General features: G+C 72.4%; 18 protein-coding genes. 9 read left to right on the top strand and 9 right to left on the bottom strand.

Annotation, left to right across the window (positions count from 1 at the left end; translation table 11 throughout):
- Positions 1–165: 165 nt before the first annotated feature.
- Together ACIOEW_RS32615 and ACIOEW_RS32610 are read left to right on the top strand one after the other, a co-directional pair.
- The gene (locus tag ACIOEW_RS32615; RefSeq protein ID WP_401968247.1) at positions 166–1,080 is read left to right on the top strand and encodes an aldo/keto reductase; all 915 of its coding nucleotides are present in this window, start codon (positions 166–168) and stop codon (positions 1,078–1,080) included.
- Positions 1,081–1,170: 90 nt separating this feature from the next.
- Positions 1,171–2,163 carry an aldo/keto reductase gene (locus ACIOEW_RS32610; protein WP_401968245.1) on the top strand — a complete coding sequence of 331 codons (993 nt, stop codon included), beginning with the start codon at positions 1,171–1,173 and terminating at the stop codon, positions 2,161–2,163.
- 9 nt (positions 2,164–2,172) lie between these two features.
- On the opposite strand, the gene ACIOEW_RS32605 is transcribed toward ACIOEW_RS32610, so the two are convergent.
- From ACIOEW_RS32605 to ACIOEW_RS32590, 4 genes are all read right to left on the bottom strand, one after another.
- Positions 2,173–3,300, bottom strand: a complete 1,128-nt coding sequence (locus tag ACIOEW_RS32605; protein ID WP_401968242.1) for a serine/threonine-protein kinase — start codon at positions 3,298–3,300, stop codon at positions 2,173–2,175.
- Between the two features lie 277 nt (positions 3,301–3,577).
- Positions 3,578–4,303 carry an HAD family hydrolase gene (locus tag ACIOEW_RS32600; protein WP_401968240.1) on the bottom strand — a complete coding sequence of 242 codons (726 nt, stop codon included), beginning with the start codon at positions 4,301–4,303 and terminating at the stop codon, positions 3,578–3,580.
- 25 nt (positions 4,304–4,328) lie between these two features.
- Positions 4,329–4,814: an Lrp/AsnC family transcriptional regulator gene (locus ACIOEW_RS32595; RefSeq protein WP_362552901.1), complete on the bottom strand. Its 486-nt coding sequence runs from the start codon at positions 4,812–4,814 to the stop codon at positions 4,329–4,331.
- A gap of 133 nt (positions 4,815–4,947) precedes the next feature.
- On the bottom strand, positions 4,948–5,538 hold the full coding sequence (locus ACIOEW_RS32590) for a lytic polysaccharide monooxygenase (RefSeq protein ID WP_401968237.1): 591 nt from the start codon (positions 5,536–5,538) through the stop codon (positions 4,948–4,950).
- 415 nt (positions 5,539–5,953) lie between these two features.
- Between ACIOEW_RS32590 and ACIOEW_RS32585 the strand changes: the two genes are divergently transcribed.
- From ACIOEW_RS32585 to ACIOEW_RS32560, 6 genes are all read left to right on the top strand, one after another.
- The gene (locus ACIOEW_RS32585) at positions 5,954–6,688 is read left to right on the top strand and encodes an ABC transporter ATP-binding protein (RefSeq protein WP_401968234.1); all 735 of its coding nucleotides are present in this window, start codon (positions 5,954–5,956) and stop codon (positions 6,686–6,688) included.
- A gap of 161 nt (positions 6,689–6,849) precedes the next feature.
- Complete coding sequence (locus ACIOEW_RS32580) at positions 6,850–10,173, top strand: FtsX-like permease family protein (RefSeq protein ID WP_401968232.1); 3,324 nt, start codon at positions 6,850–6,852, stop codon at positions 10,171–10,173.
- A gap of 1 nt (position 10,174) precedes the next feature.
- The gene (locus ACIOEW_RS32575; protein ID WP_401968229.1) at positions 10,175–12,895 is read left to right on the top strand and encodes an FtsX-like permease family protein; all 2,721 of its coding nucleotides are present in this window, start codon (positions 10,175–10,177) and stop codon (positions 12,893–12,895) included.
- Complete coding sequence (locus ACIOEW_RS32570; protein WP_401968227.1) at positions 12,892–13,857, top strand: ABC transporter ATP-binding protein; 966 nt, start codon at positions 12,892–12,894, stop codon at positions 13,855–13,857. The genes ACIOEW_RS32575 and ACIOEW_RS32570 overlap by 4 nt, the downstream gene beginning before the upstream one ends.
- Before the next feature lie 517 nt (positions 13,858–14,374).
- Complete coding sequence (locus ACIOEW_RS32565) at positions 14,375–15,883, top strand: FUSC family protein (RefSeq protein WP_401968475.1); 1,509 nt, start codon at positions 14,375–14,377, stop codon at positions 15,881–15,883.
- 147 nt (positions 15,884–16,030) lie between these two features.
- Complete coding sequence (locus ACIOEW_RS32560) at positions 16,031–17,101, top strand: lactonase family protein (RefSeq protein ID WP_401968224.1); 1,071 nt, start codon at positions 16,031–16,033, stop codon at positions 17,099–17,101.
- A gap of 122 nt (positions 17,102–17,223) precedes the next feature.
- On the opposite strand, the gene ACIOEW_RS32555 is transcribed toward ACIOEW_RS32560, so the two are convergent.
- Positions 17,224–18,147, bottom strand: coding sequence for a hypothetical protein (locus tag ACIOEW_RS32555; protein ID WP_362552878.1), 924 nt, complete (start codon positions 18,145–18,147; stop codon positions 17,224–17,226).
- Between the two features lie 80 nt (positions 18,148–18,227).
- On the bottom strand, positions 18,228–19,289 hold the full coding sequence (locus ACIOEW_RS32550) for an N-acetylglucosamine kinase (protein WP_401968222.1): 1,062 nt from the start codon (positions 19,287–19,289) through the stop codon (positions 18,228–18,230).
- 157 nt (positions 19,290–19,446) lie between these two features.
- Here ACIOEW_RS32550 and ACIOEW_RS32545 point away from each other — a divergent pair, with 157 nt between their 5' ends.
- Complete coding sequence (locus tag ACIOEW_RS32545; protein WP_362552872.1) at positions 19,447–20,124, top strand: uracil-DNA glycosylase; 678 nt, start codon at positions 19,447–19,449, stop codon at positions 20,122–20,124.
- Between the two features lie 147 nt (positions 20,125–20,271).
- Here the strand turns inward: ACIOEW_RS32545 and ACIOEW_RS32540 are convergent, their stop codons facing one another.
- From ACIOEW_RS32540 to ACIOEW_RS32530, 3 genes are all read right to left on the bottom strand, one after another.
- Positions 20,272–21,360: an exo-alpha-sialidase gene (locus tag ACIOEW_RS32540; RefSeq protein ID WP_362552869.1), complete on the bottom strand. Its 1,089-nt coding sequence runs from the start codon at positions 21,358–21,360 to the stop codon at positions 20,272–20,274.
- Positions 21,361–21,517: 157 nt separating this feature from the next.
- Positions 21,518–22,033: a GNAT family N-acetyltransferase gene (locus tag ACIOEW_RS32535; RefSeq protein ID WP_362552867.1), complete on the bottom strand. Its 516-nt coding sequence runs from the start codon at positions 22,031–22,033 to the stop codon at positions 21,518–21,520.
- A gap of 46 nt (positions 22,034–22,079) precedes the next feature.
- On the bottom strand, positions 22,080–23,138 hold the full coding sequence (locus ACIOEW_RS32530) for a LacI family DNA-binding transcriptional regulator (RefSeq protein ID WP_362552864.1): 1,059 nt from the start codon (positions 23,136–23,138) through the stop codon (positions 22,080–22,082).
- Positions 23,139–23,208 lie beyond the last annotated feature (70 nt).

The raw sequence follows: 23,208 nt of genomic DNA, 5'->3' as shown, positions 1-23,208 counted from the left end.
GGCTGGACAGAATGTCGGAACGGATCTATCCTGCACTCGCACCAAGTGATTGAAGCGACAGACGCGTTGGCGCCAACATATCATGAAGCGGCGTGTCATGCAAGCTATTTGGCGCACCATCACTTGGCCGCTCCTGCATCATCGCTCACACGGAAGGCTTCACTCTTGATCTCGGCAACTACCGGCGCAGCGGCTGCCGGTACCTGGAATCTCGGCGATCTGACGGTCAACCGCATCGGCTTCGGCGCCATGCGCCTGACTCAGAACGGTGCCGCGTTCGGCAACGACCGAGGCCCGCACGACCGGGACCGGGCGATCACCGTGCTGCGCCGGGCCGTTGAACTCGGCGTGAACCACATCGACACGGCCGCGTTCTACTTCTCGCCACTGCGCTCGGCCAACGAACTGATCAGCCGGGCCCTCGGTCCGTACGCGGACGACCTGGTCATCACCACCAAGGTCGGCCCCGGCCGTGGCCCCGGCGGCGACTGGCTGAACTGGGCCAGGCCCGAGGAACTGCGCGGACAGGTCGAGGAGAACATCCGGCAGCTCGGCCGCGACCACCTCGACGTGGTGAACCTGCGGATGAACGGGCCCGCCCCGATCAGCGAGCAGTTCGGTGCGCTGGCCGACCTGCGGAAGGAGGGCCTCATCCGTCACCTGGGCCTGTCCAACGCCTGGCCGGACCAGATCGCCGAGGCCCGGGCCATCGCACCTGTCGTCTGCGTGCAGAACAGATACGGGATCGGCGAACGGCGCGCCGACTCCGAGGACATCCTGCGCACCTGCGGTGAACTCGGCATCGCCTTCGTGCCGTTCTACGCGATCGCCGCCGGGGGCCGCGAGGCCGGCGCGGACATCACCGCGGAGCACGAGGTGCTCCTCGACATCGCCCGGGCCCACGACGCGTCTCCCGCCCAGGTCAGGCTCGCCTGGACGCTCCGCAGGGGTCCGCACGTCCTGGCCATCCCGGGCACGGGGAACCCCGCTCACCTGGAAGCCAACGTGGCGGCGGGCGCCCTGCGGCTCACCGAGGACGAGGCCGCGCGGCTGACCGCACTGGGGCAGGACGCCGGCTGACCGCCGGCCGGGGCGGGGAACGAGGTGTCCCGCCCCGGTGCCTCCGGCCGCCGCGGCGGCGCCCTGGACCGGCCACCCGGCGGACGTAGCATGATCGTCATGGAGCAGCGAGAACTGGGCAGGACCGGACGGAACGTATCGGTCGTAGGGCAGGGCACATGGCAGCTCGGCGGGGACTGGGGCGAGGTCCGCGAGGCCGACGCCTTCGACGTCCTCGACGCCGCCGTCGGGGCGGGCGTCACCTTCTTCGACACCGCCGACGTGTACGGGGACGGACGCAGCGAACAGCTCATCGGCCGCTATCTGAAGGAGCGCCCCGACGCGGGCGTCCTGGTGGCGACCAAGATGGGCCGGCGCGCCGAGCAGGTGCCGGAGAACTATGTTCTGGACAACTTCCGTACCTGGAACGACCGTTCGCGGGCCAACCTCGGGGTCGACACCCTCGACCTCGTGCAGCTGCACTGCCCGCCCACGGCCGTCTACTCCTCGGACGAGGTCTACGACGCCCTGGACACGCTGGTCGCCGAGCAGCGGATCGCCGCCTACGGGGTGAGTGTCGAAACGTGTGCCGAGGCGCTGACGGCCATCGCCCGCCCCGGTGTCGCGAGCGTGCAGATCATCCTCAACCCGTTCCGCCTCAAGCCGCTGGACGAGGTCCTGCCGGCCGCGCGCGCGGCCGGGGTCGGCATCGTCGCCCGTGTGCCGCTCGCCTCCGGGCTGCTGTCCGGGAAGTACACAGCGGACACCGTCTTCGCACCCGAGGACCACCGCACGTACAACCGGCATGGAGAGGCGTTCGACCAGGGCGAGACCTTCTCCGGGATCGAGTACGGCACCGGGCTGGCGGCGGCGGCAGAGTTCGCGGGATTCGCTCCCGAGGGAGCTACGCCCGCACAGACGGCGCTGCGCTGGATCATTCAGCAGCCCGGTGTCACGAGCGTCATCCCCGGGGCCCGTTCGGTGGAGCAGACCCGGGCCAACGCGGCTGCGGCGGCGCTGGATCCGCTGCCGCAGAGCGCGCTCGACGCGGTGCGGGACCTCTACGACCGCAGGATCCGTGCGGCGGTGCACGACCGCTGGTGACGGGCCCGGCTACCGGCCGGGTGCGGGGGACGGCGGCCCGCTCGTGGAGGTGCCGCCGTCCGGGGTGGTGGCCGAGCTGGATTCGGGCGAGAACAGGCTCATCCCCAGGTAGACGGCGGCGAGGAAGGCGATCGTGCCCGCGATGGCGCTGGCCACTCTGGGCCGGCGTCTGATCGCCTCGCGGGTGCTGCGCCGCCGGTTGTTCCGGGGTCTGCCCGCCGCACGCCGGCCCCGGCCGTGCGCCTGGGGCAGCCGGTACGTCGTCGGAACGCCGGAGTCCGCACCCGGGCGCTGCGCGGCAGGCGCCGTCGTCGGCGCGTAGGCCGCGGCCGGAGCTCGCGGGGGAGCGGGCCGGTGCTGCGGCAGCGGTTCCGCCCGCCCTCGCCAGGCTTCGCTCTGGAACCAGTCGGCGACCTGCTGGGCGCTGGGCCGCTCTTCGGGCTGCTTCGCGAGCAGGCCCAACAGGTACGAGTCGAAGGCCGCGGACATGTCGACCCCCCGCTGCCGCAGCGGCACGGGAGGCGTGTCCACGTGCTGGTACAGGGTCGCGGTCGGGGTGTCCGAGCGGAACGGCGGCTGGCCGAGCAGCAGTTGGTAGATGACACAGCCGAGGGAGTACATGTCCGAGGCGGCACCTGCGGTGCGGCCGAGGGCCCGTTCCGGAGCGAGGTAGAGACTCGTGCCGACGATGTGACCCGTCGTGGTGAGGGCGGCAGAGGGGTCGTCGACGAACTGGGCGATCCCGAAGTCGCCGATCTTGACTGAGCCCTCGGCGTCCAGCATCAGGTTCCCCGGTTTGATGTCCCGGTGGACGATGCCCTGTCGGTGGGCCGCCGCAAGTCCGGCGGCCGCCTGGCCGGCGATCCGGGCGACCTGTTCCGGACCCAGCCGCTCCTGTGCCAGGAGCAGGTCGGAGAGGCTCCTGCCCTCGACGAGTTCCATCACCAGGAAGAGCCGGTCCTCCCATGACCCGAAGTCGAACACGGCCACCAGATGCGGGTGGCTCAGCCGGGCGGCGGTCTGGGCCTCCAGCCGGAACCGTGCGGTCGCCGACTCGTCGGCGTGTTCGCCCAGCAGCAGCTTCACGGCCACGGCCCTGCCGAGGACCTCGTCCGTAGCCCGCCAGACCTCACCCATCCCGCCACGGCCGATGGCGGTTATCAATCGGTACCGACCAGCAACCAGCACCCTGTGCACACCTATCTCGAATAGCTCGCGTATCTCAAAAAGCCCGGGCCGAGGACCGCTCCGGCCGCCGCGGCGGCGACCTCGCCCGGAACGAGGGACGGGGTGGGGAGCGCGGCAAGATCAGGATATCCGGCGCGCGGACCCGGGGCGACCGGCCGTCACCCCGCCCCGGCCGCCCGCACGGTGACGGGGCGGCAGGCGTCGTGCGACGGCGGTGCCCGCCGGGTCAGGCAGCCGGACCCGGCCGGCCCCGCTCCGGTGCGGTTCCGGGGAAAAGCCATGCATACGTGGCCTGCGCGGTGAATTCGCCCTGCCCGCCGGGGAAGAGCAGCCCCGCCGCGGCGAACACCGGATCGGTGGCGCCCGCCGTCGCGTAGGGGACCGCGATGCAGCGCATCCCCGCAGCGTGCGCGGCCCTCACGCCGGGTGCCGCGTCCTCCACCACCACACAGTCGGCAGGTGCGGCACCCAGGCGCCGGGCGGCCTCCAGGAACACATCCGGTTCGGGCTTCCCGCGCCTGACCTCGTCGGCGGAGACGTACGTGGTGAAGAAGGCGCCCAGGCCGGTGCTCGTCAGTACGGCCTCGATCCCGGCCAGGGACGAGCCCGACGCCACCGCCATGGCGATGCCCCGGCCGTGCAGCAGCTCGACGAACTCCCGCATGCGGGGGAAGACTTCGGTCGACTTCCTCGCCAGGTCCAGATAGAGCGCGTCCTGACCCGCCACCAGTTCGTCGACGGACGCGCCGATGCCGTACTCGGCACGCAGAACGGTCAGCGCCTCGGGGTTGCTGATCCCGATGAAGCGGGCGTTCTGTTCCCAGGTGAAGTCGGGCACGCCGTACCGTTCGAGCAGCAGGCGAACCGATTCGTAGGCGTTCGGTTCGCTGTCCACGAGGGTGCCGTCCAGGTCGAAGATGACCGAAGGGGCCCCTGCAGGTGATGAGTTCATGGCAGCCATGATCCCAGTGAGGCGATCAGCCCCGGCCGGATGGAGCGGTCCGGCCCACCGACTCCACCAGCGGCAGCAAGCGGTGCGGTACCCGTTCGCGCAAGGCCACCTCGGTCCGCGTCCTGACGACGCCCGGAAGCTGGATCAGTCGCTGGATCACGTCCTCCAGGTGCCCGTTGTCCCGCGCCACCACCCGGGTCAGCAGATCGCCGCCTCCCGTGGTGGAGAAGGCCTCGACGATCTCCGGCACCGCGGCGAGCGCCTCACCCACATCGTCGAGATGGCCCTGCGTCACCTCCAGGTGCACGAAGGCGAGCACCGGGTGGCCGAGGGCGGCGGGGGAGACGAACGGGCCGCTGCCGGTGATCACACCATCCCGTTCGAGGCGGTCGATACGGGCCTGGAGGGTGCCCCGGGCGATCGACAGGATCCGTGCGTACTCGCGCACGCTCGTCTGCGGCTGCTCGATGAGAAGCCGCAGGATCCGGGTGTCGAGTGCGTCCACCGCCATGGTCCGCCGGCCTTTCCCTGGTACGTCGGTCGGGGCAGCGACTGTACCAATGGCGCACTGCCGGTCCGCCGCGTCCCAGGTCCGCCCCCGGCTCCTCGCGCAGGCGGGCACGGGGCCGGGGGCGGTGGGGGCGTCAGAAGTTCACGTCGGAGCAGGCGTAGAACGCGTTGCCCGTGTCGGAGATCGTCCAGACGCCGAGGATCAGGTGTTTGCCGGCCTTCTGCGGCAGCACGCCCGAGTGGGACACGGTCGAGCCGGGCTGCCTGCCGCCGAAGGGAACGGTGAGGAACGGCTGCGGTTCGAGGTCGGCCCGGGTGAGCGGCCGGGACGGGTCGTAACCGTCCCGGGTGATGTAGTACCGGAAGTCGGTCGTCGCGTGCCGGGCCTCGATCCGCCAGCGGAAGGTGTAGTTCTGCCCGGCGGAGACCTGAGTGGCGGGCCAGGCGCCGTCCCGCTGGTCGTCGAGCTCGGAGAAGCGGCCGATGCCGCCCGAGCAGATGTGACCGTCGGCCGGTCCGCGGGTGGGGAAGCCCTTGGGCCCCTCTACGCTCGGCGGTTCCCACTGGATCTGGCCGCAGTGCTTGACGGTGCCGATCCCGCAGAGTTGCTGGCGGCTGATCGGCGCGTCGGTGTAGCCGTGGCTCTGCGCGCTGCCGGATGTGGCGAACAGCGCCACGCAGGCCAGGCCGAGCCCGGTCAGTAAGGAAGTGATCTTTCTGCGCATACGTCGCTCCTGGAGATGTGGGGTGATGTCCGGAGAGTTCTGCGGTCTAGACCAAGGGTGAGCGTGGTGATGTCAACTCGGTGTGTCCATACCGTCAGGAGCCGTCGGTGCGGAGCGGCGGCTGCCGGAATCAAGCGGCTCGGGCCGATGGGAGAAGGGGGGGTGAGGCCACCCTGCCCGGCGCTCACGACTGCGGACCTCCCCCGCGGCGGGGCAGTCTCGTGGCGGGGCTGCGGAGGCACTGCGACGAGGTGGAGGGCCCCGGCCGGCTTGCCGAAGGAGCGACGCACGGCCGCGTCCTCCGATGCCGGACGGGCCCACCGCGGCCGCAGGACTTCCGGCGGCCACCCGCCGTTGCCCGGACGCATGCCCCTGCACATACTTGGCCGGACCGATTCCGCACGGGGGGCTCTTCATGACAGAAAACATCAGCGCGCACTCCGGCACCTCCGTCGCGGCGGGCAGGGACGGGGAACCCATGGTGCGGGTTGAGAACCTGCATCGTTCGTACGGCTCCGGGGCCGCCGCCGTCCACGCCCTGCGCGGCGTCTCCTTCGACGTGGCGCACGGTGAGCTGGTCGCGCTCAAGGGCAGATCGGGCTCCGGCAAGACGACACTCCTCAACCTGGTCGGCGGGTTCGACTCCCCCGACGAGGGCCGTGTCACCGTGGGCGGCACCGGTCTGGCGGACCTCGGTGAGGACGGCCTGCTGGAGCTGCGCCGCGACCGGATCGGCTTCATCTTCCAGTCCTTCGGTCTGATCCCGATCCTGACGGCCGCCGAGAACGTCGGTGTGCCGATGCGCCTGCGCCGAACCGATCCGAAGGAGCGCGACGAGAGGGTCGAGCTGCTCCTCGCGCTGGTCGGACTCGCCGACCATGCGGAGCAGCGGCCCGGTGAGCTCTCCGGCGGCCAGCAGCAACGTGTCGCCATTGCCCGCGCACTCGCCAACCGGCCCGCCCTGCTGATCGCCGACGAACCGACGGGCCAGCTGGACGCGGAGACCGGGCTGGCGGTGATGGAGCTGCTGCGTGCCGTGGTGCGGGCCGAGGGCGTGACGGCGCTGGTCGCCACGCACGACGCCCAGCTGCTGGGCCTGGCCGACCGGGTGCTCGAACTCAACGACGGCCATATCGTCGAGCACGTCTGACTCACGGCCGGAGTGCCGCATTTCGGTGTTCACGCACCGAAATCCGGTCACAATCCGATCAAGTCATGGCTGGGAGCGGTGTTCTCCGAGCGCAGTCTCTGTAAACATCCCCTTCGAAAGAGTTTTCGGGGGATGTGCACAAGGCGCTTCGGGGGAGACCGGTGACGGGATTTGTGTTTCTGCGCGTCCGCGCACACCGGTTGCTGGTCACGGCGGCGCTGCTGGCGGTGCTGTTGACCACCGCCGTACTGGCCACCCTCGCCGCCTTCGCGGGTTCCGTCGGGGACGCCGGTCTGCGTCACGCCCTGCAGACCAGGGACGCGGCCTCCGCCTCGCTGATCATCAAGGCGGAGAGTCCCGAGGCGGACCGTGTCGCGGCCGTACAGGTCCGGCGCGGAGCCCGGCAGTCCTTCGACGGGCTGCCGGTGACCCTGCGGCAGTTCGACCGCTCGGGACCGTACGCACTGCCGCGAGGTCTGCAGCCGCCGGCCGCCCGCGAGGGCGAACCCGACCTCACCACGTTCGCCCTGGTGGACCGCTCGCGGGTCCGCCTGACGAAGGGCGCCTGGCCGTCGGCGGAACAGGGCGAAGTGGTCGGGGTCGCCGTGCCCGAGGCCGCCGCGACGCAGCTGAAACTGTTGCCGGGGCCGCGGGTGCTGACCCTCGCCGACCGGCTCGGCGGTCCCGCGGTGCGGATACGCGTCACCGGCGTCTACCGTCCCGTCGACCGGAACGATCCGTACTGGCAGCTGGACGAGCTGGGCGGGCGCGGTGTGCACAAGGACTCGTTTCTGACGTACGGGCCGCTGCTGACGGACACCGCGGCCTTCGGGTCCGGCCGGATCACGCACGGCGGTGTGTCCTGGCTGGCCACAGCCGACTTCGCCGCGTTCGGCGCCGACCGGATCGACTCACTGCGCACGGCCGCGAAGAACAGCCAGAAGCTCGTCGCCGCCCAGCCGGGGCTGGAGAACGGCGTCACCACGCGTACCTCGCTGCCCGCCGTCCTCGGCGCGTTGGAGCGGGCGCTGCTCGTGTCCAGGGCGACCCTGCTGATCATCTCGTTGCAGCTGGTGCTGCTCGCCGCGTACACGCTGTTGCTGGTGGCCCGGCTGCTGAGCACGGAACGCGCGGGCGAAACCCAGGTGCTGCTGGCCCGCGGCGCGTCGCGTGGCCGTCTCGCCGCGCTCTCCGCCCTGGAGGCGCTGCTGCTCGCGCTGCCCGCCGCCGTGTGCGCGCCGCTGCTCGCAGGGCCGCTCACCCGGTTGCTCGCCGGCCAGGGGCTGCTGGCCAGAATCGAGCTGCGGGTCGACACCGGTCCGACCGCGGGGGTCTGGCTGGTCGGTGTGGTGGCGGCGCTGGCCTGTGCCGCGGCCGTGGTGGCCCCGGCTCTCACCGCGGCAGTGGCGGCACGCGGGCGCGGCCGCACGCTGCCCGCCCCGCTGCGGACGGGCGCGGACATCGCACTCGTGGCCGTCGCAGCCGTCGCGTTCTGGCAGCTGGACCGGAGTACCTCGGGCGGCGGCGCCCTCAGCGGTGACCGCGAGGGCGAGTTGGGCATCGACCCGCTGCTCGTCGTGGCGCCGGCGCTGGCGCTGCTGGCCGGGACCGTCCTCACCCTGCGGCTGCTGCCGCCGACGGCGAAGCTCGCCGAGCGGCGGGCGACCGCGGGCCGGGGCCTGACCGTCCCGCTGGCGGGCTGGCAGATCAGCCGCAGACCGCTGCGCGGCGCAGGACCGGTGTTGCTGCTGGTGCTCGCTGTCGCTATGGGCATGCTGGCGATCGGCCAGGGCGCGTCCTGGGACCGCTCGCAGGACGACCAGGCGGACTTCCGGGCCGGCGCCCCGGTACGCGTACTGGGCAGCGGCACCTCCCAGTTCGGCCAGGGCGGTGTGTACGACGGGATGCCGGGCGTACGGGCAGCGGTGCCGGCCGCCCGTACCGGGCTCGGTCTCTCGGGCGGACGCCAGGCCACCGTACTCGCGCTCGACACCGGGCTCGCAGGCACGGAACTGCGGCTGCGGGACGACCTGGCCGACACCGACCCGGGCAAGCTGCTGAGGACCCTGCGCCCGGGGAAGACCGCACCCACGGGTGTGCTGCTGCCCGATGACACGGTGCGCCTTGTCCTCGATGTCACCCGGAGCGCCGCCGAGGACGGCCCGCACGAGCGAGAGGGCACGACCGTCACCCTCACCTTCGAGGACCGCTTCGGAGTGCCCTACCGGCTGCAGTCGGACACACCCGCGGCGGACGGCAAGCCGCACGCGATGACCGTCGACCTCGCCAAGGCGGCAGACGCCCCGGCGGGAAGGCCGGCGGGTCCGCTGGCGCTGACCGGGGTGGAGTTCGACGAGGCGGGTTATCCGGACCGGATCGCCGCCAAGCGGCTCACCATCGGCGGGATGCGCTCGGTCACCGCGGACGGCGCCACCCGCGGGGTCACCGTGCCGAAGGAGCTCGCGTGGGAGGCGAAGGCCACAGTGAGCATCGAGCCCGACTCGTCCAGGAACGAGCGCGGCCCCGCGATCACCGCCGTGGGCTCGTCGTCCCGGGCACCCCTTGACGTCTCCTACCACACGGGCAGAGTGGTGTTCGAGGACCAATGGGGCCCGAAGCGCACAGTCACCGTCCGGGTCACGGCCAAGCGTGAGGAACCGGCCCCGCCGGCCGCGCTCGCGACCGACCGCTTCCTCGAGTCCAGTGGTGCGAAGACCGGATCCATGATCGACATCCCGATGCCCGGAGGCCCCGTCAAGGTGAAGATCGTGGGCGCCCTCCGCGGTGTTCCGACCACCGGGCCCGGTGCCGGCGCCCTCGGCCCGGCCGCCACGCCCGCGACCGACGGCGGCGCGCTGCTGATCGATCTGCGAGCCGTCAACCGGGTGCTCGCCACCCGTCCCGACTCGGCGTTCCCGCCCACCGAATGGTGGCTGTTCACCGAGCGCGGGGCCGCGGAAGAGGTCGCGGCCGCCCTGCGCGACAGGGCCGAGATCGACCCGACCCAGATCCAGGTGCGTGACGAGATAGCCGAGGACCTGCACGACGATCCGCTCGGCGCGGGCCCGCAGTCGGCGCTGCTCGCGGTGGCCCTCGTCGCCGGGGCGCTGGCCGCGGTCGGCTTCGCGGTGGGCGCGGTGGGAACGCTGCGGGAACGCTCGGCGGAGTTCGCGGTGCTCCGGGCGCTCGGTGCACCGCGGCGCCAACTGGCCCGGCTGCTCGCCGTCGAGCAGTCACTGCTGATCGGGCTCGGGCTGCTGATCGGGCTCGCCCTCGGCGCGGTGCTCACCCGTGCCGTCGTACCACTGATCGTGCTGACCGGACAGGCCACACAGCCTGCTCCGAGTGTGCTGGTGGAACTGCCGCTCGGGCGCGTGGCGCTGCTGGTCGCGGGAGTCGCCGCCGCACCCGTGCTCATCGTGGCAGCGCTGGCGATGCGTCGAGGCGATCCCGCCGCGGCGCTGCGTGTCCAGGGAGGCGAGTGATATGAAGGCTGCTGCCCCCTGGGTCCGCACCCGGCTGCGTACGGCACCCGGGCCCGCCGTCGCCCTGCTGCTCCTCGTCCTGGTCACCTCGTTCCTCGCCGCGGCGTTCCCGGGCGCGGTGGACGCGTACGAAAGCCGGGGCCTGCGCCACGAGGTGAGTGCCGCCTCACCGGGTCGAAGCGTCATCCAGCTGAGCAGCGATCCGTGGCAGGACGTGGACGGTGAACCGGAAAAGAGTACCGAGGCGCTACGGGCCCCTCGGCTGACCGAGAACTACCAGCAGGTCCTGGCCGCCTTGCCGGATTCTCTGCGCGTCGACACCGGCCAGTCCACCTACGGAGCACGCACCCTCAAGCCGGTGGAGGCCACCGACGAGTGGCTGCCCGAGCTGAACGGCGGCCGCCCGGTATTCACCCTGTCCGCCCAGACCGAAGTCGCCGAGCACTCCACGTTGACCTCGGGACAGCTGCCCAGGGCGACCGCGGGGTCCGTCACCCCGGACACCGCCACCGTCGAGGCAGCGGTCACCTCCGCCACTGCCAGGTCGCTGCACATCAAGGCCGGCTCGACCGTCCATGTGCCGCGGGCCGACGGCGCACCCCTCGCCGTGCGTGTCACCGGCATCGTCGAACCGCTGCGGCCGCAGCAGAGCTACTGGTCCGTCGAACCCGTGCTGCGCACGCCGACGTACCTCCACACTCCGGATCAGCCCCCTCTGCCGTACTGGCACGGCGCACTGCTGCTGGCCCCCGAAGCGGCACCCGTCCTGCTGTCCATGACCGTGGACACCGAGGCCTACTGGCGTGTCGCTCCCGACCCGGCCGGGATGGACATCGCTGACCTGCCCCGGATCACGCAGACGATCGCCTCCCTCGAACACGGCCCGCTGCAGAGCGCGCTGCGCGCAGAGGTCGCGCCGCAGCTGGAGACCAGCACCGGCCTGGACGACGTCCTCATCGAGTTCGACGGCATCCGTGCCGCCATCAACCCCGTGGTCGCCGTCGCGGCCTTCGGCATCGGCAGCGTCGCGGGTGTCGTCCTGCTGATGACCGCCGGCCTGGCCGCCTCGCGCAGGAACGCCGAGCTGTCTCTGCTCCGCTCGCGGGGCGCTTCGGTCCGCGGTATCGCGTGGCGGCTGCTCGCCGAGGTCGCCGCTCCCGTGCTGGCCGGCGCGGCACTCGGCTGCGCGCTCGCGCTCGTCGTCGTCCCCGAGGGCCGGACGCTGCCGGCGCTGCTCGCCTCGGCCGCGGTCGCGCTGTTCGCCTGCGCCACGCTCCCGCTGAGGGCGGCGTTCCTGCACCGGCGGCCGCGCCTGCACGGTGACCGGGACGATCTCGTACGGGCCAGGCCGTCGCGCCGCCGGACCGTGGCCGAACTGACGCTGCTGGTGCTGACCGTGGCAGCCGTCACCGCACTGCGGCGCCGGGGCACCTCGGACGGCGACGCGGACGCACTGATCAGCGCCGCCCCGGTACTGGTGGGTGTGATCGCCGCGCTGCTGCTCGTACGGCTGTATCCGCTGCCCCTGCGGCTCGTGGCGCTGCCGGTGGCGCGGCGGCGCGGCGCGGTCGGCTTTCTGTCACTCGCCCGTGCGGGCCGCTCCTCCGCCACCACCACCGTGCTTCCGCTGCTGGCGTTGCTCGTGGCCCTGACCACGGTGGCGTTCGGCGGCTCGGTACTCTCCGGTGTCGCCGATGCCCGGGACCGGGCGTCCTTGGCCGCCGTCGGTGCCGATGCCCGGATCGATGCGGACCAGGGGCTGCCGGACAAGCTGGCCGGGGCGGTACGGAAGGTGGCCGGGGTGAGCGATGTCGCGCCCGTATACCGGGAGTTCGACCTGGACCTGCGGGACGGCCGGCTCGAGCGCGTCACGCTGCTTGCCGTCGACCCCGATTCGTACGCGCGTCTTGCCGGCCGCACCGGCCTCGGTTCGTTCCGGGCCGCCGAACTGCGGAAGACCTCCGGAGCGCTGCCCGCGCTCGCCTCCCCTGCCGTCGCCGAGCGGCTGCACGGCCGGACGGCGGAGATCGGCGAGGCGGGCGGCCCGTTCTCGGTCCGCGTGGACATGGTGCGCACCACCACTCCCGCCGTCACCGATGGAGACTTCCTGGTGGTCGACGCAGCAGGTCTGCAGGGCAGGCACCCCGCCTCCATGCTGCTGATATCCGGGCCCTCCGTGGCCGGCGCCGACCTCGAGTCAGCGGCCCGCGCAGCGGGCTCCGGCACCGTGAAGCTGCGCTCCGAAGAACGGGACAGGTTCACGACGTCCCCCGTGCAGAGCGGTGCCGAACGGATCTACGCGGTGGCCGCGGCAGCGGGAGCCGGGTACGCGGTACTCGCGCTGGTGCTCTCACTGCTCCAGACCTCCGCCGAGCGAACCGCGATGCTGGCTCGGCTGCGCACCATGGGCCTGACCCGACGGCAGGGGCGCCGTCTGCTGATCCTGGAGAACCTCCCGCAGGCTCTGCTGGCCGCCGTGGGCGGTGCGCTGGTCGGCTGGGTGGCGATCCTGCTGCTGGCTCCCGGAATCGATCTCGGCCGGCTCGCGCTGGCCGGGCAGGCGGCATCGCTCGGCCAAGTACAGCTGCGCGCCGATCCGGTGAGTCTGCTGCTGCCCGCGCTCGGCGTGGTGGCGATCGCGTCGGCGGTGGCCGCCGCGCAGGCCTGGATGATCACCCGGCGTACGACAACGACCGAACTCAGGGTAGGAGACACGCGATGACCGAGTCCTCCACGGGCGTCACCCTCGGCGAGCTGGAACGCCGGGCGGCGGCCCGGCGCGACCGGCCCGAGTACGGCCACGACGCGCTGATCACCTGCGACCGGCTGGTCCGCATCTTCTCCACGGACGGAGTCGAGGTGCAGGCGCTGCAAGGGCTCGACCTGCTGGTCCGCGAGGGGGAGCTGATGGCGCTGGTCGGGGCGTCCGGCAGCGGCAAGTCGACGCTGATGAACGTCCTGGCGGGTCTGGACGAGCCGACGGCCGGCGCCGCGAAGGTGGCCGGGTGCGATCTGCTGACCATGAGCGCGAAGGACCGGCTGCGCTACCGGCGCGAGGTGGTGGGCTTCGTCTGGCAGCAGACGGCACGCAATCTCCTTCCGTATCTGAGCGCCGTGCAGAACGTGACGCTGCCGATGCAGCTTGCCGGCCGTACCAGGAAGAAGGCCGAACAGGCCGCGCGCGCCGAATCGCTGCTCTCCCTGCTGGAGGTAGCCGACTGCCGCGACCGCCGCCCGCACCAGATGTCCGGCGGCCAGCAGCAACGCGTCTCCATCGCGGTGGCACTGGCGAACGAACCGTCGGTGCTGCTCGCCGACGAGCCGACGGGAGAGCTCGACTCCCAGACGGCCGAGCAGGTCTTCGCCGCGCTGCGTATGGCGAACCAGGAGCTCGGCACGACGATCCTGGTCGTCACCCACGACCAGTCGGTGGCCGCCGAGGTCCGCCGCACGGTGGCCATTCGCGACGGTCGCACCTCCACGGAGACCCTGCGGCGCACGGAGGTCGACGCGTCGACAGGCGAGGAATCGGTGGTGGCCAGGGAGTACGCGATGCTGGACCGCGCGGGCCGCCTTCAGCTGCCCGCCGGTCACACCGACGCCCTGGGCATGCGTGACCGGGTGATGCTGGAGCTGGAACCCGATCACATAGGCATCTGGCCCGACGACACGGCCGGGCGCTAAGGGCTGCCCCGTAATCCCTGACGGGCGCGCGACGACAGCTGCGGCACCTCTCCCCCGTAGCCTCAATGGCTGGGGGGACCCCCTCCGTTGTCGGAACGCCCGAAAACATCCAGTATGCGGACCGCCGTGTCCAACATGCGGCACCTGGAGTGGTTCCACGACCACGTCCGGATCGAGGAGATGTTCTTCGACGGGGCCCCGGGCCCGGCCGGCGGCTCCATCCGCCCCGGGGCATCCTGCGCCCACGGGCCTCGGACCGGAAGGGCGGCCCGCGAGCGCGGAACGCAATCGGGTCCGGTGAGTGAGGGCGTCGCGGCAGGCTGGTCCGTTGGCTCTGCTGTGGCCCGGCAAGGTGTGGAGATCATGGGCCATTGGTCCATAGGTGCTGGTCCAAGTTGAACCATTAGCTCTTCAGGTGCTGGAATGGTTCTATCAATGGCGCTGCGGGTCCCCCCGGGATCTGTGTGGCGCTTTTTTCATGTCTGCGCTGATCCATGCGCGAAAGGGGCGGGGCAACGTGCTGAAGAGGGCGTTCGTCGCACACGATCCGGGGCGGATCCGGCTGCGGTTCGCGTCCCGGGCTGTGCTCGGCATCGGGCTCGCCGTGACGCTGTGCGGGGCGGCCGGGCACTCGCTGGCGGCGGCCATCACCGGTGGCCTGGCCGCGCTGCTCGCCCTGTTCACGGTGACCGACCCGACGGTGCGTGGACAGGCGGCCACGACCGCGCTCCTCCCCGTCGTCGGCCTCCCGGTGCTCACGCTCGCGGCCGTGCTGCACGATGTGCCCGTCGCGCGCGACCTGGCGTTCCTCGCGGTCGTGGGGGCGGGGGTCTACGCGCGGCGGTGGGGACCTCGCGGGCACTCGCTGGGCGTGTTCGGCTTCATGGCCTATTTCTCCGCCCAGTTCCTGCACACCGTTCCCGGCCGGCTGCCCGAGCTGTACGTGGCCGTGCTGCTGTCGCTCGTCGCGTCGTCGGTGGTGCGGTTCGGGGTGTGGTGCTACGAGCGGCGCCTTGCGGCACCCGTGGCAGTCGCCCTCCCTGCCGGGGGAGCGGGGCTCGCGCGGATCACGACACGGCAGGCCGTGCAGGCGACGCTGGGCTCAGGGTTCGCGCTCGCCGTGGGGCAGGTGCTCTCCGACCAGCGTTGGTACTGGGCGGTCGGCGCCACCTGGTGGGTGTTCGTGGCCACGACCTCGAGGGGTGAGACCGTCGTGCGCGGGTTCAGGCGATTCCTGGGGACGGTGCTCGGGATCGGCATGGGCTTCGCCGTGGCTGTGCCGCTGCACCACGAGCCGGTCGTGGCCGCCGTGGTCGTGGCGATCAGCGTGTTCGGGATCTTCTATGCCGCCGCTGTCTCCTACACCTGGATGATGCTCGCCGTGACCGTGATGGCGAGCATGCTGTACGGACTGCTCGGTGTGCTCGACGCGGATCTGCTCATGCTGCGGGTGACCGAGACGGGGGTCGGGGCGCTCGGTGCCGTACTGGCGGTGCTGTTCGTGCTGCCGGTCACCACGCACTCGGTGACCGAGGTGTGGGTGGAGCGGGCGCTGCGGTGCGTGCACACGTGCACGGCGGAGGCGGCCGCACGGCTCGCCGGGAGCGAGGATGCCGACCCACCGCGGCGGGTCGGTGAACTGGAGGCGATCCTCGGCCGGGTGCGCCTGTCGCTCGCTCCGCTGGTGCACCCGCTCAACCCGATGAGGGCCCGCAAACGACGGGCACGGCACGTGCTCGCCCTGCTCGACGACTGTGCGCGTGAAGTGCGCGGACTGGCCTCCGTGGCGGCGGACCCGGAAGCCTCCCACGACGCCCGGCTCGCCGCGGCCTGCTGGCGCGTCGAGAGCGCCGTGGAGGCGCTCACCGCGCCCGAGCGCCCGGCCCGCACCACGGTGACCGGGGGCCTCCCGGCACACGCGGCAGCCACGCCCGCACTCGCCCACCTCCACGGCCTGGAGCGCGCACTCGCCGAACTGGCCGCACCTCTCCACGCCGCGCCCCGCGCGCCTCTCCTCCCGGCCTGATCCCGCAACCCGGTCCATCCCGCCCCCGACTCCGTACCCCTGACTCCGTACCCCTGGTCCAGACCAAAAGGCAGCACTGCTACGGTCGCCGCGGAAGATCGCGGCGGCCGTCGTCGTCGCGGTCAGTCGGCGGAGAGAGGCAGTGCGGTGGACAGCAACAACGGTGCCGGGCGGGCATTCATCGGGTCGTTCACCTCGGCGGGCGGGCGCGGCATCACCGTCGCCGCCGTGGACGAGGAGACCGGGGCGCTCACCGTCCTCGGTGCGACGGACGCCGTACCCGATCCCTCCTACCTCGCGCTCGGCCGGGGCACCGGCCCCGGCGGCGCGGTTCTCTACGCGGTCAGCGAGACCGAGAAGGGTGCGGCAGCGGCCCTCGACATCAGTCAGGACGTCCCGCGGCCCCTCGGGGAGACCCGGCTGGTCGACGGCAACGGCCCCACCCACCTCGCACTGGCGGGCGGCCATGTGGTCACCGCCAACTACGGCTCCGGCAGCGTCACCGTCCTGCCCGTGCTCGCGGACGGCTCGGTCGGCGAGGCCGGCTGTGTCCTCGCGCACGAGGGCAGCGGTCCGGTCGTCGCACGCCAGGAGGGACCGCACGCCCACCAGGTCCTCCCCGACCCGTCGGGAAACTGGGTGCTCAGCGTCGACCTCGGAACCGACTCCGTACGGATCTGCGCGCTCGAACCGGACACCGGGGAGCTGCGCTTGCACGGTGAGACGGTGCTGCGGCCCGGCACCGGGCCACGCCATCTCGCGTTTCACCCCGCGGGCGGCCACGCCTATGTGCTGAACGAGCTGGAGCCCACCGTCACGGTGTGCCGGTGGGACGCCGCCGCCGGGCTCCTGGAAGCCGTCGGTGAGGCGCCCGTGCTGCCCTCGGAGGCGCGCGGCGCCGCCGGCCCGGCGAGCTATCCGTCCGAGGTCGTCGTCGCGCACGACGGCCGGTTCCTCTGGGTGGCCAACCGCGGGCACGACAGCATCTCCGTGCTCGCCCTCGACGCCACGGGGGAGCAGGCGTCCCTGGTCACGACCGTGAGCTGTGGCGGGCACTGGCCGCGCGACCTCGCCCTCGACCCCACCGGCCGGCGGCTGTACGCCGCCAACGAGCGGTCGGGGAACGTCAGCTGGTTCGCCGTGGACCCGGAGACCGGTGTCCCGGCGCCGAAGGGGTCCCTGGAGGTCCCGGCGGCCTCCTGCGTGATCTTCGCCTGAGGAACGGCATACGCCCCGGGGCCCGTGAACGGGCCCCGGGGCGTATGTGCGTCACGGGCGGAGCGGGGTGCGTCGGCCACCCCGCTCCCGCGATGGACGGCGCACCCGGCCTGCGGCGTGGATCAGTGGACCTGAGCCCCCTGAGCCACCGCCGGAGCGATGCCCAGCGTGGTCATGTACATCGACAGCACCAGCTTGCCGATCGCCGGGTACGCGCCGAGCGGCTCGGCGCTCGCGCAGCCCGCCTCCTTCACCGCGGCGTCCAGCAGGCCGTCGGCCACCTCGGGACCCACCAGGTAGGGCGCCACGGCCAGCTGCAGCGAGCCGGAGCCCCTCAGCTGCTCGGCGATCGAGGCGACCGAGCCCTCGACGTCGAGCGCGGCGGCCATCACGGGCACCGCCAGCCGCGCGGCCAGCAGCATGCCGGTGATCCCCGCAGCCTGCACGGCCTCCTCGCCGCCCACGGTGGCCAGCACGATGCCGTCGGCGGCCGTGGCCACGGTGAACAGCCTGGCGCGGTCCGCGCGGGCGAGACCGGCCTCGGAGAGGCGCACGTGCAGTGCCTCGGCGAGCAGCGGGTGCGGGCCGAGCACATCGGTCAGCTCGGCCGGAGCCTGGCTGTCCTCGATCGCACGGCGTATCCGCTGCACCAGCGTGCTGTCGGGTCCCGCGAGCAGCGGCACCACGACGGCGGCCGGGCCTTCGGGCTCGGCGACCTCGCGGCCGACGGCCTTGGCCTGCTCGAAGCGCGCGATGCGCTCGGCGGCGGCGTGTGCGAGAACGGAGGCAAGAGTGGGGTACTCGGCGTCGTCGCCGTCGAGGTAGCCGATCAGGGCGTTCAGACCGGGGAGCTCGGAGCGGGCGATGCTGATCACCTCTTCGGCCAGACTGCGGCTGGCCGAGGAGGGGGTACCGGGAACGGCAAGAACGAGCGCGGCAGCGCCCTCAGGTGCGACCACGGGCTCCGGGCGGCGGTGCCGTCCGGACTGGCGAGGTCGCGGCATTCGTACAGGCAGGCCGGAAGCGGGCCCAGTGGGGGTGCTCATGGCGCCGCATGCTACTGGTTTTGGGTACCCCGCTGCTCAGGGAGGGGCCGGTCGAGCGTTGTCTGTCCGTATTTATCCGATCAGTGGCTTACCGGTCGACTACCCCGCTCTGTGGCCCCCTGGGGGGTACCGGGTTCCTGCCCTGACACGGTGACCCGGAGCAGCGTGGGATGGAGCGGCAGCCGCAGACCCTCCGTGGCCAGCGCCTGCGCGATGCGCAGCGAACCGGTCAGCGGATCACCCGAACCGGGGACGGCCCGTGCGTGCGGCAGCTGCCGTCCCAGTTCCTCGCGCAGCGGTACGAGCAGCGGCTCGCCCATCAGGAACAGGCCACCCGTGAGTGCGACTTCGCATTCCTCGTCGTCCGCTCCGGCCTTCGGGCACACGGCGGCGGCCGCTGCGGCGATGTGTTCGGCGGCGTCGCGGAGGATTTCCTCGGCGACCGGATCGTGGGCCGCGCACGCGGCCACCTCGGGAGCGAACGAGGCCAGGACCGCGGGCCGGTCGGTACGCGGATAGAGCAGGCCGGGCAGTTCCACCGCCGGGCCGAACACCGCCTCCAGCCGGGCCAGCAGGGCCGGGGAGCCGCCGCGCCGCCCGTCATGGGCGCGCATCGCCGCGTCGAGCCCGGCCCGCCCGATCCAGGCGCCGCCTCCGCTGTCGCCCAGCAGATGACCCCAGCCGTCGGCCCTGCGCCACTGTGTGAGATCCGTGCCCAGCGCGATCAGACCGGTGCCGCCTGCCACGACCGCTCCGGGCCGCTGTCCGACCGCCCCCGCGTACGCCGTCACCGCGTCGGCGGCGAGCGCCAGCTGCCGAAGCCCGAGCGCGTCCGCCAGGGCCGTGGGCAGTTCGGCGCGCAGCTGTTCGCCGAGTGTGGCCATGCCCGCCGCCCCGATGGCCGCGGTGGCGATCAGGCCGCCGCCGCCGTGCCGGGCGAGCAGCTGCCGGGCCGCGGGCAGCAACTGATCGAGGAGGTGGGCGGCGTCGATGCCGGAGGGCCCGGTCCGTACCGGTTCGGCGCACACCACTGTGTCCAGGGCCGCGTCCCCGCCCACCGTGCCGAGTGCCACCCTCAGCCCGGAACCGCCCGAGTCGACCCCGAGCACGTACTCCCCGGGCGCATGCCGGTGTGACTCCATGGAGCGGCTCCCGTAAGCAGAGGAATGACGGCGGCAGCCTATCCCCAGGCGCTTCGCGAAGCGCCTGGGGTGTCGCGACAGTCCTGTCCGGCCTGCGAGTTCACCGGGGGCGGGGGACTCGCACGGCACCTGCCGTTACGCCGGTAGGGTGAGTCCTGTGACAGCGCGACCGTTGAACGAAGTTGTGGAGCCCGGCTGGGCCCAGGCACTGGCCCCCGTGGCGGGGCGCATCGCCGAGATGGGGGACTTCCTGCGTGCGGAGGTCGCGGCGGGCCGCACGTATCTGCCTTCGGGGGCGAACGTGCTCCGCGCGTTCCAGCAGCCCTTCGACGAGGTGCGGGTGCTGATCGTCGGTCAGGACCCGTACCCCACACCGGGCATGGCCATCGGGCTGAGCTTCGCGGTCGCACCCGAGGTTCGCGGGCTTCCGGGCAGCCTGGAGAACATCTACCGCGAGCTGCACACGGACCTGGGGCTGCCCCGCCCGTCGAACGGCGACCTGACCCCGTGGACGCGGCAGGGCGTGCTGCTGCTGAACAGGGCACTGACGACCGCACCCCGCAAGCCCGCCGCCCACCGGGGCAAGGGCTGGGAAGAGGTCACCGAGCAGGCCATCCGGGCGCTGGTCGCGCGGGGCACCCCGTTGGTGTCCATCCTGTGGGGCCGCGACGCACGGAATCTGCTGCCGTCACTGGGGGACTTCCCGGCGGTCGAGTCCGCCCACCCGTCACCCATGTCGGCGGACCGCGGCTTCTTCGGGTCGCGACCCTTCAGCAAGGCCAACGAGCTCCTGACCCGCCAGGGGGCGCAGCCGGTGGACTGGCGCCTGCCGTAGCCGGGCCCGTCACCGCACCGGCCTGCCAGAGTCGGACCCGTCACCGCACCGCTCTGTCAGGGGCGGGACCCCTCCGCCCACCGCCGGAACGACGCCCGGTCACCATCGGGGCGCGCCCCCGGTTCACCGTCGGCGCGCGCCCCCGGGTCACCCCTCGACGGTGGCCGCCCGGACACACAGCACGTCCGGCAGATGCGAGGCGAGCTGCTGCCAGCTGTCCCCGTCGTCCGCGCTCGCGTACACCTCGCCGTTGCGGTTGCCGAAGTACACGCCGGCCGGATCGGCGTCGTCCGTACAGAGCGCGTCGCGCAGCACCGTGCCGTAATGCGCACCGTCCGGCAGCCCCGACGACAGGGGTTCCCAGCTGTTGCCCGCGTCGGTGGTCCGGAAGACCCGGCAGCGGTGCTCGGCCGGCACCCGGTCGGCGTCGGCGTTGATCGGGAAGAGGTACGCCGTGTCCGCGCGGTGCGGGTGCGCCGCCACCGCGAAGCCGAAGTCGGAGGGCAGGCCCGTGCCGATGTCCGTCCAGTGGTCCCCGGCGTCGTCGCTGCGGAACACGCCCCAATGGTTCTGCAGGTAGAGCCGGTCGGGGTCGGCGGCGTCCCGGCTGACCTTGTGGACGCACTGACCGAACTCCGGGTCCGGATCGGGCAGGAAGACCGCCGACACCCCTCTGTTGGCCGGGACCCAGCTCTCGCCGCCGTCCGCCGTCCTGAAGACACCGGCCGTGGAGACGGCGACCGTGACCGACTGCGGGTCCCGCTCGTCCGTCAGTACCGTGTGGAGCCCCTCGCCGCCGCCGCCCGGTACCCATTTGGAGCGCGTCGGATGCTCCCAGAGCGGGCGCACCAGCTCGAAGGACTCGCCCCTGTCCCGCGAACGGAACAGGGCGGCCGGCTCGGTGCCCGCGTACACGACGTCGGGCGCCTCGGGGCCCGCCGGGTGCAGCTGCCAGACCCGCTCCAGCGACGTCCCGGTGAACTCCGGGAACTTCACCGCCGGTTGCTTCGGCTCGACCCAGCTCGCACCCAGATCGTCGGAGTGGAAGACGGAGGGGCCCCAGTGTGCGCTGTCGCCGCCGACCAGCAGACGGGGAACGTCTCCGCGCTTGTCGATGCCGATCGAGTAGATTGCCTGCGCATTGAAATGCGGGCCCTCGAACTTCCACTCCGCGCCGCGCCTGCGGCCGATGAAGAGCCCTTTGCGGGTGCCGACGGTGAGCAGAACATCGGTCATGACCGAACCTCCCGAAACGCCGTTGTGCCGGATACGGGCCAGTCTGCACCCGGCCACTGACAGTGGCGCGCAGGACGGCTCCGGACACTGCCGCTTCCGTCGTGGGCGGCGGCGTGCGCCGCGAAGCAGGGGCGGGGGCTCTGGCGTCCAGGTCCGCTCAGGGCAGCTTCGGGCGGGTCAGGAGGCGGGTCGTGGCCCCGTCGTCCTCGGTGATGTCACGGACATGACGGAAGCCGATCCGGCTCAGCAGGGCGAGCGACGCCTCATTGGAGGCGTCCACGGTCGCGTGCACCTCGGCCAGGCCCAGGGTGCCGAAGCCATGGGCGACCAACGTCTCGGCGATCTCGGTGCCCAGCCCCTGCCCCCACGCCGCGGGTGCGACGGCATAGACGATCTCGTGGCCGTCCACCCCGGGGGTGGGGGACGGCTTGATCTCCGCGTGCCCGATCGCGCGCCCGCCGTGCCGCACCAGCCACACGCCGAACAGGTCCTGCGCGTACACCTTCGTGAAGAGCCGCCCGAACAGTGCCCGGTCCTCGGCCTCCGGCGCCAGGCCGTCGCCCATCCAGCGCGCCACGCCGGCGTCCTGGAAGAGCGCCACGAACTCTTCCTCGTCGGCGGGCGTGTACGGCTCCAGCAGCAATCGCCGCGTGCGCAGGACAGGAGTCTTCATGCCGGGCGACGGTACGTACGTGCGCCCGCCGTCGCAACGGGAATGTTCAGCGGCCGGGGGCGGCCGTGCTGCTGCGCACCACCAGACTGGTGGCCAGGTCGACCCGGGTGGTCGCGGGCTGCCGGCCCCGGCCGAGGTCGAGGACCAGCCGGGCCGCTGTCTCGGCCATCTCTATGAGCGGCTGGCGCACCGTGGTCAGCGGCGGCCCGATCCACCGGGTCAGCGGCAGGTCGTCGAAGCCGACCACGCTGAGGTCCTCGGGGATGCGCAGTCCCAGTTCGCGCGCGGCCTCGTACACGCCGAGCGCCTGCAGGTCGTTCCCGGCGAAGATGGCGGTCGGCCGGTCGGCCATGCGCAGCAGCTCCATGCCCGTGGCGTAGCCCGCCTCGTGCTGGAACTCGCCCTCGCGGACCAGGTCGGGGTCGATCGGCAGGCCCGCGGTCTCCAGGGCGGCGCGGTAGCCGTCCACCCGGGCGCGGCTGCACATCATGCGCGACGGTCCGCTGATGACCCCGATCCTGCGGTGCCCGAGCCCCGTGAGGTGGCGGGTGGCGGCGAGCCCGCCCTGCCAGTTCGTCGTCCCGACCGACGGGACGTCGTCGCCAGGATCACCGGCCGGGTCGACCACCGCGTACGGGATGCTGCGGCTGGTCAATTGGGCGCGCTGGGCAGCGGTGAGGTCCGACAGGACCAGGATGACCCCGACCGGCCTGCGGGCCAGTACGCCGTCCACCCAGGTCTGCCCCGGGGTGAGGCGGCCCGCGCTCTCCGAGAGCACCAGGCTCAGACCTTCCTCGCGCGCGACGTTCTCGACGCCGCGCACGACCTCCATCGCCCACGCGCTGTCCAGCTCGTGGAAGACCAGATCGATCAGTTGCGACTGGGTCGTGGAACCGCGCCGGCGGCGGTAGCCGTGCAGGAGCAGCAGCTCCTCCACCTTGGTGCGCGTGCCGGGGGCGACGTCGGCACGCCCGTTCAGCACTTTCGAAACTGTCGGAGCCGAGACTCCGGCCGCTCGGGCGATTTCCGCCAGGGTGGCGGTGCCGTCCGACGACTCGCCGGCAGGCGCCTTCTCCTGATGTGACTGGACGTTTGCGGGGCTCATACAGGGAATCGTAACTGCCCGGTGCCAGGAGGGAGGAGCGGGTCCCTGAGGAAAATTCTCCGCGCCCGAC

The organism is Streptomyces sp. NPDC087901, assembly GCF_044742205.1.
In the GTDB taxonomy this organism is placed as follows: domain Bacteria; phylum Actinomycetota; class Actinomycetes; order Streptomycetales; family Streptomycetaceae; genus Streptomyces.
This window is presented reverse-complemented; position numbering and strand designations above follow the sequence as displayed.